This window comes from Nocardioides dubius (assembly GCF_039528155.1).
Classification (GTDB): domain Bacteria; phylum Actinomycetota; class Actinomycetes; order Propionibacteriales; family Nocardioidaceae; genus Nocardioides; species Nocardioides dubius.
Genome location: NZ_BAAALG010000013.1, coordinates 171,315 through 178,682 on the forward strand (window position 1 = coordinate 171,315; position 7,368 = coordinate 178,682).

General features: G+C 71.5%; 7 protein-coding genes. 6 read left to right on the plus strand and 1 reads right to left on the minus strand.

What is annotated here, in order from left to right:
• The 6 genes from ABD151_RS17975 (at window position 1) to ABD151_RS18000 (ending at window position 6,688) form a co-directional block, all read left to right on the plus strand.
• On the plus strand, window positions 1-1,557 hold the full coding sequence (locus tag ABD151_RS17975; protein WP_343996191.1) for a class I adenylate-forming enzyme family protein: 1,557 nt from the start codon (window positions 1-3) through the stop codon (window positions 1,555-1,557).
• A complete protein-coding gene (locus tag ABD151_RS17980) occupies window positions 1,554-1,793 on the plus strand; it encodes a glutaredoxin family protein (protein ID WP_343996192.1) in 240 nt (79 codons plus the stop codon). Before ABD151_RS17975 ends, ABD151_RS17980 begins: the two co-directional genes overlap by 4 nt.
• Window positions 1,794-2,101: 308 nt before the next feature.
• Complete coding sequence (locus ABD151_RS17985) at window positions 2,102-2,776, plus strand: redox-sensing transcriptional repressor Rex (protein ID WP_343996439.1); 675 nt, start codon at window positions 2,102-2,104, stop codon at window positions 2,774-2,776.
• Window positions 2,773-4,062 (plus strand): glutamyl-tRNA reductase, encoded by a 1,290-nt coding sequence (locus ABD151_RS17990; RefSeq protein WP_343996193.1) that lies wholly within the window; start codon window positions 2,773-2,775, stop codon window positions 4,060-4,062. The genes ABD151_RS17985 and ABD151_RS17990 overlap by 4 nt, the downstream gene beginning before the upstream one ends.
• Window positions 4,062-5,000, plus strand: a complete 939-nt coding sequence (gene hemC / locus ABD151_RS17995; RefSeq protein ID WP_343996194.1) for a hydroxymethylbilane synthase — start codon at window positions 4,062-4,064, stop codon at window positions 4,998-5,000. The genes ABD151_RS17990 and hemC overlap by 1 nt, the downstream gene beginning before the upstream one ends.
• The gene (locus ABD151_RS18000; RefSeq protein WP_343996195.1) at window positions 5,000-6,688 is read left to right on the plus strand and encodes a bifunctional uroporphyrinogen-III C-methyltransferase/uroporphyrinogen-III synthase; all 1,689 of its coding nucleotides are present in this window, start codon (window positions 5,000-5,002) and stop codon (window positions 6,686-6,688) included. The genes hemC and ABD151_RS18000 overlap by 1 nt, the downstream gene beginning before the upstream one ends.
• A 299-nt stretch (window positions 6,689-6,987) precedes the next feature.
• Here ABD151_RS18000 and ABD151_RS18005 read toward each other — a convergent pair whose 3' ends face one another.
• Entirely contained in the window at window positions 6,988-7,200 is a 213-nt protein-coding gene (locus tag ABD151_RS18005; protein WP_343996198.1) for a hypothetical protein, read from the minus strand.
• Between the last annotated feature and the right edge of the window lie 168 nt (window positions 7,201-7,368).

Consider the following 7,368-nt stretch of genomic DNA (forward strand, 5'->3'; position numbering starts at 1 on the left):
ATGCTGAACCTCGCCGATCTGCTCACCCGGGCTGCTGACGTCCACGGCGCCGACACGGCGCTGGTCGAGGCGGCCACCGGTCGCAGGATGACCTGGGCCGAGCTGGACGACGAGGTCGAGCGGGTCGCAGGCGGGTTCGCCGACGCCGGTCTGGTGGCCGGCCACCGGGTGATGCTCGCGCTCGGCAACCGGATCGAGTTCGTCAGCTGCTACCTGGCGGCGCTGCGCGCCCAGCTGGTCGCGGTCCCGGTGAACCCGCGAGCCGGCGCCGAGGAGCTCGCCCAGATGCTTGCCGACAGCGGCGCGCGCCTGCTGGTCGCCGACCCGCGCTCGGTCTCCGCGGCTCGCGAGGCGGTGGCCGCGACGCCGGCCCCTGCGGTCCGCGTGGTCACCGTGGCCACCACCCTGCAGCCCGGCGAGCACGGCTACGACCAGCTCGCGCTGCGCCGCGGCCGCCCGCTTCCGCCGCTGGCCGACCCGGAGGCGTTGGCCGTCCTGCTCTACACCAGCGGCTCCTCGGGGCGTCCCCGGGCCGCGATGCTCACCCACCGGGCGCTGCTGGCCAACATCGAGCAGATCACCCTGGTCGACCCGCCGATGCTGGCCGCCACCGACGTTGTGCTCGGGGTGCTCCCGCTCTTCCACGTCTATGGCCTGAACGCGGTCCTCGGCGCGACCGTGCGCCAGGGCGCACGGCTGGTGCTGGCCGAGTCCTTCGACCCGGACGGCACCCTCGACCTGATCGACGACGAGGCGGTCAGCGTGGTCCCGGTCGCTCCGCCGGTCTTCAAGCACTGGCTGCCGATGGAGGACCTCGCGGTCCGGCTCGGCTCGGTGCGGCTGGTGCTCTCCGGCTCGGCCGCGCTCTCGGGCGGCGTCGTCGACACCTTCCAGGCGGAGGTCGGCGTCCCGGTGCACCAGGGCTACGGGCTGACCGAGGCGGCACCGGTGGTCACCTCCACGCTGTGCAGCAAGCAGGCCACCCCGGGCTCGCTCGGCGCGCCGCTGCCGGGCATCGAGGTCCGGCTCGTCGACGATGGCGGCCTGCCCCAGCACGATGGCGACCCCGGTGAGATCGAGATCCGCGGTGCCAACCTGTTCTCCGGCTACTGGCCCGTCGGCGACCAGGCCCCGGACGCCGACGGCTGGTGGCGCACCGGCGACGTCGGCTTCATCGACGACGACGGCGACCTCTTCCTGGTCGACCGCCGCAAGGACGTGATCACTGTCTCCGGGTTCCGGGTCTACCCGGTCGAGGTCGAGATCGTGCTGGCCGGCGTCCCCGGCGTCCGCGAGGTCGCGGTGGTCGGTGTTCCCGACGCCGAGACCGGTGAGGCCGTGGTGGCCTATCTGGTCGCCGACGGCGACGCCGACACCGTGCGCGATGGGGTCGCGGCGCGTGCCGAGAAGCTGTTGGCCCGGTTCAAGCAGCCGAGTGTGGTGCACCTGGTCGACGAGCTCCCGCACACCATGACCGGCCAGGTGCAGAAGGGCCGGCTGCGTGCGGCCGAGCGGCGCCGGGTGCTCGACCTGATCGAGCAGGAGGGCAGCGCGTGAGCGCGCGGGTCACCCTCTACGCCCGCGAGGGCTGCCACCTGTGCGACGAGGCCCGCGCGGTGATCGCCCAGGTCTGCGAGGAGCTCGGGGAGAGCTTCACCGAGATCGACGTCGACGAGGCCGTCGGCCTGCCCGCGCACTACGACGACGAGGTCCCGGTGACCCTGGTCGACGGCAAGCAGCACGACTTCTGGCGGGTCGACGCGGACCGGCTGCGCGCAGCGCTGCGCGGCTGAGGGCCGCCGTCGGGGGGCGGTGCCGCGACCGCTCGACGCCGCGCTGCCCGGAGCACGCACAAGAGGTTTGGGTTCGAGAACCCACCCCGCTTCACGTGAGCCAGGTCACGTGTGTTATCTCCCGGCCTTCGTCAGTTTGTTCTCACGTTCACAAACTCCTAGAGTGAACGCGTCGCAAGGACATCGACGTGCATCCCAGCGCACGCGATGGTGGCACCTTGTCGGCCTGTTTGAAGGACGAGTCGAGCGTGAACGCAACCACCCCGTCAGCCGGCGGCCGCACGCCTGCGGCGACCGTTGACGGTGTCGTGACGCGTAGCGCGGGTCGCGAGATCCCCGAGGCTACCGTTGCGCGACTGCCGGTCTACCTCCGGGCCCTGCACGCGATGCTCGAGCGCGGCATCTCCACCTGCTCCAGCGAGGAGCTCGCGGTGGCTGCCGGCGTCAACAGCGCCAAGCTGCGCAAGGACCTCTCCTACCTGGGCTCCTACGGCACCCGCGGGGTCGGCTACGACGTCGACTACCTGCGCTACCAGATCGCCCGCGAGATCGGCGTCACCCAGGACTGGCCGGTCATCATCGTCGGCATCGGAAACCTGGGCCACGCGCTCGCCAACTACTCCGGCTTCCGCTCCCGCGGGTTCCGCGTCGTCGCCCTGCTCGACGCGGATCCGGCGCTGAGCGAGAAGGTCGTCGCCGGCCTGCCGGTGCGGCCCTTCGCCGAGCTCGACGCCATCGTCGCCGAGCAGTCGGTGGCGATCGGCGTGATCGCCACCCCGGCCGAGGCGGCGCAGTCGGTCGCCGACGAGATGGTCGGGGCCGGCATCACCAGCATCTTGAACTTCGCACCGAGCGTGATCGCCGTGCCGGAAGGCGTCGACGTCCGCAAGGTGGATCTCTCCATCGAACTGCAGATCCTCGCCTACCACGAGCAGCGCAAGACGCCGTCGGTTTCCGAGCCTGAGCAAGGAGCCTCGGCATGAGCATCCTGGTCGTCGGAATCTCCCACCGCACCGCCCCCGTGGAGGTGCTGGAGCGGCTGACCCTGGACGCCTCCGGAGTCGACAAGCTGATCACCCGCACCGCCGAGGTGGAGCACGTCAGCGAGACCACCGTGCTCTCCACCTGCAACCGGCTCGAGGTCTACACCGACGTCGACCGCTTCCACGGCAGCGTCGAGGAGATCTCCCGGCTGCTGCTCGGGCACGAGCTCGAGGAGCCGGTCGACACCGAGCTGATCGGCAACCTCTACGTGCACTACGGCGACGCCGCCGTCTCGCACCTCTTCCACGTGGCCTCCGGGCTGGACTCGATGGTCGTCGGCGAGGGCCAGATCCTCGGCCAGGCGCGCGAGGCACTGCGGATCGGCCAGGAGCACGGCACCGTCGGCCCCTCGCTGAACCTGCTCTTCCAGCAGGCGCTGCGGGTTGGCAAGCGCAGCCACGCCGAGACCGACATCGACCGTGCGGCGCCGTCTCTGGTCAGCGCCGCGCTCGACCTGACCGGCAGCGTGCAGGGACGCCGTGCGGTGGTCGTGGGCGCCGGGGCGATGGCCTCGCTGGCGGTCTCCACGCTGTCGCGCCAGGGCGCCGGCCTGGTCACCGTGCTCAACCGCACCGAGAGTGCCGCCCAGCGCCTCGCGGCCGAGTACGCCGGCCAGTCGCGGCCGATGGACGAGCTCGGTGAGGCGCTGGTCGACGCCGACCTGGTGATCTCCTGCACCGGTGCCACCGGCGTGGTGATCACCGCCGAGCAGGTCGCCGCCGCGCGCGGCACCTCCCAGGCGCCGCTCACCCTGATCGACCTGGCCCTGCCGCACGACGTCGAGGCCGCCGTCGGCGAGCTGCCGGGCGTCACCCTCAAGAACCTGCGCACCCTGGCCGACGAGCTGCACGACGTGGACGGCCTCCTCAGCGTGGCCGGCGTCCGCGCGATCGTCGCCGAGGAGATCGAGGCGTTCCTCAGCGCTCGTCGGCAGGCCAGCGTGACGCCGACCGTGGTCGCCCTGCGGACCATGGCGACCGGTGTCGTGGACGCCGAGATCGAGCGGCTGATGACCCGCGTCCCGGACCTCGACCCCGCCCACCGCGACGAGGTGGAGTACGCCATCCGCCGGGTCGCCGACAAGCTGCTGCACCGGCCCACGACGCGGGTCCGGGAGCTGGCCGACGAGACCGGTGCGGTCTCCTACGCCACCGCCCTCGCCGAGCTCTTCGCGCTCGACCCCGACGCCGTCGACGCCGTCACCCGCCCGGGAGGTGCTCGCTGATGACCACGCTGCGTCTGGGCACCCGTGCCTCGCTGCTGGCTCGTACCCAGTCCGGCCACATGGCCGACCTCGTGCGCGAGCGGCTCGGCGTCGAGGTCGAGCTGGTGCCGGTCACCACCGAGGGCGACGTCAACCGCACGCCGCTGGCACAGATGGGTGGCACCGGGGTCTTCGTCTCCGCGCTGCGCGATGCGCTGCTCGACGGTCTCTGCGACTTCGCGGTGCACTCGCTCAAGGATCTCCCGACCGAGCCGTGTGAGGGGATCGCGCTGGCCGCCATCCCGGTCCGGGAGGACCCGCGTGACGTCCTGGTCGCCCGCGACGGACTCACCCTCGGCGAGCTGCCGCCGGGCAGCGTGGTGGCGACCGGCTCGCCGCGGCGCGCCGCCCAGCTGCACGCCCTGGGCCTCGGCCTGGAGGTCGTCGGACTGCGAGGCAACATCGACACCCGGCTCGGCAAGGTCACCTCGGGCGAGGCGGACGGCGTGATCCTGGCGCGGGCCGGTCTCAGCCGGATCGAGCGGCTCGACGTGATCACCGAGAGCCTGGACCCGTTGCAGATGCTTCCCGCGCCCGGCCAGGGTGCGCTCGCCATCGAGTGCCGCAGCGCCGACGTCGAGTTGGTGGCGCAGCTGGCCGCGCATCTCGACGACGCCGACACCCGCGCCGCGGTCACCGCGGAGCGCGCGGTGCTGCGCACCCTGGAGGCCGGCTGCTCGGCACCGGTGGGCGCGCTGGCCGAGGTGGTCTCCGGCCCGGACGAGGCGGAGCTCTGGCTGCGTGCGGTGGTGCTCTCGCACGATGGCCAGGTGAACATGCGCAGGTCGGCGACTGGCCCCGTCGCCGACGCTGCGGAGGTGGGCAACCGGTTGGGGACCGGGATGCTCGAAGAGGGCGCGGCAGAACTGATCCACACACCAGCGAAGAGGCAGCACTGATGACTGGACGCAAGACCAAGACCACTCCGGCCACGGACGCGGCTCGGCCCCGGGGCTGGGTGGCGTTCGTAGGCAGTGGCCCCGGCGACCCCGACCTGTTGACGGTGCGCGCGGCGAGCCTGCTGCGTGAGGCCGACGTGGTGGTCACCGAGCTCCCCGAGCACGAGCCGATGGTGCGCACCGTGCTGGCCCTGCCGGAGCCCGTTGTGACGGTCGACGAGGACGGCAACGAGACGGTCACCGAGGTGCCCGGTCCCGAGTTCATCGACGGCGGCTTCGGCGACGACGGCCAGCCGCTGACCCACGCCAACCGCGCCAAGGTGGTCGTCAAGCAGGCCAAGCGCGGCCTGCGCGTGGTGCGCCTGATGAACGGCGACCCGTTCCTCTACGCCTCGGGCCCGGAGGAGGCGCAGGCCTGCGCCAAGGCGCAGATCGCCTTCGAGATCGTGCCGGGCGTCTCCTCGGCCACCGCTGTCCCGGCCTACGCCGGCGTGCCGCTGACCACCAAGACCAACCGCGAGGTGGCCGTGGTGACCTGTGGCGAGAAGGTCGACTGGAGCCAGTACGCCGACAACCGGACCCTGGTCCTGCTCTCCGCGGTGGGTGGCATCGGCGACATCGCCAAGGCCCTGATCGCGGCCGGTCGCAACGCGAACACCCCGGTGGCGATGACCCAGACCGGCACCACCACCAACCAGCGCACGGTGACCTCCACCCTGGAGAACATCGCCGCCGACGCCCGTGCGGCGCGGATCGCCCCGCCGGCGATCACGGTGGTGGGCGACGTCGTCAACCTGCGCGACACGCTCTCCTGGTTCGAGACCAAGCCGCTCTTCGGCTGGCGTGTGCTGGTGCCGCGCACCAAGGAGCAGGCGGGCTCGCTGACCTCGGGTCTGCGCTCCTACGGGGCCGTGCCGGAGGAGGTGCCCACCATCTCCGTGGAGCCGCCGCGCAACCCGCAGCAGATGGACAAGGCCGTGCGCGGTCTGGTCGAGGGCCGCTACGAGTGGATCGCCTTCACCTCGGTGAACGCGGTCAAGGCGGTGCGCGAGAAGTTCGAGGAGTACGGCCTGGACGCGCGTGCGTTCTCCGGCCTGAAGATCGCCGCCGTCGGCGACAAGACCGCGGCCGCGATCGCGGCGTGGGGTCTGCGGGCCGACCTGGTGCCCTCGGGTGAGCAGTCCGCGGCCGGCCTGCTCGCCGACTGGCCGCCCTACGACGACGTGCTCGACCCGATCAACCGGGTCTTCCTGCCGCGCGCCGACATCGCCACCGAGAACCTGGTCGCCGGTCTGATCGACCTCGGCTGGGAGTGCGACGACGTCACCGCCTACCGGACCGTGCGGGCCACCCCGCCGCCGGCGCCGACCCGCGACGCGATCAAGACCGGCAAGTTCGACGCCGTCGTCTTCACCTCGTCGTCCACGGTGCGCAACCTGGTCGGCATCGCGGGCAAGCCGCACGCCTCCACGGTGATCGCCGTGATCGGCCCGGCCACCGCGAAGACCGCCGAGGAGCACGGCCTGCGCGTCGACGTGATGGCCCCGAACCCGTCGGTCGAGGACCTGGTCGAGTCGCTGGCCGACTTCGGCGCGGCCCGTCGCGCCGCGCTGGTCGAGGCCGGCCAGCCGGTCACCAAGCCGTCGGACCGCAAGCCGTCGGCACGTCGCAAGGCCACGTCGAGCTGAGCATCGTCACGCGTTGACTGACTAAGTGGCACCTGGCACCCCGATAGCGGGAGCCAGGTGCCACTCAGCAATTGTTCTGGAGACGGTGCGCGATCAAGCCGTCAACGGGACATGCGGCGATGAGTCGGGGGAGCGGCGAGCCGCGGGCCGTCCAGGCGGCCGCCTGCGGTGCGAGCAAACAGAAGAGGTGCGTGACCTCGGCAAGGCGGGTGACCAGGCCCGTACGTGAGGAGAAGATTGGTTCGTTGTGCGCGAGCCGATTGCGAAACCTGGTGATCCGGACCATCGTGCCGTGGATGTCAGAGCTCGCGATCATAGGCGTTGCGAAGCGCGACCTCCAGATGCCCGACCTCGGCCAAGGCTGCACCCGTAGTCACACTGTTCCACCTGTAGAGAGCCAGCGCGAGCGCCAGATCGTGGTGCGATGCGCCGAGATAGCCCTGGAGGCGAGGTGTGCTCAGCCAGGCCTGAGCATCGCTCAGCGTGAGCGCCTGGCTGGCTTGGTCGGACATCGAGGCTCCGGGTTGGCTACATGGCTTGTCTGAGGAGGTTGGTTGCGCGGCGGTGGTGTACGCCGTAGCGTTCCTGCCATAGACCCCGCGGAAACGGACCTCTGGCTGGCTCATCGAGTCGAGTTAGGCACCGCGGGGCTTCGTCTTTCGTTTCCTTGTTCCGAACCC

Bases quoted from the DNA above. Each gene is read 5' to 3' on its own strand.
- ABD151_RS17975 (WP_343996191.1), top strand. From the start codon at position 1: ATGCTGAACCTCGCCGATCTGCTCACCCGGGCTGCTGACGTCCACGGC.
- ABD151_RS17990 (WP_343996193.1), top strand. From the start codon at position 2,773: ATGAGCATCCTGGTCGTCGGAATCTCCCACCGCACCGCCCCCGTGGAG.
- hemC (WP_343996194.1), top strand. From the start codon at position 4,062: ATGACCACGCTGCGTCTGGGCACCCGTGCCTCGCTGCTGGCTCGTACC.
- ABD151_RS18000 (WP_343996195.1), top strand. From the start codon at position 5,000: ATGACTGGACGCAAGACCAAGACCACTCCGGCCACGGACGCGGCTCGG.
- ABD151_RS18005 (WP_343996198.1), bottom strand. From the start codon at position 7,200: ATGTCCGACCAAGCCAGCCAGGCGCTCACGCTGAGCGATGCTCAGGCC.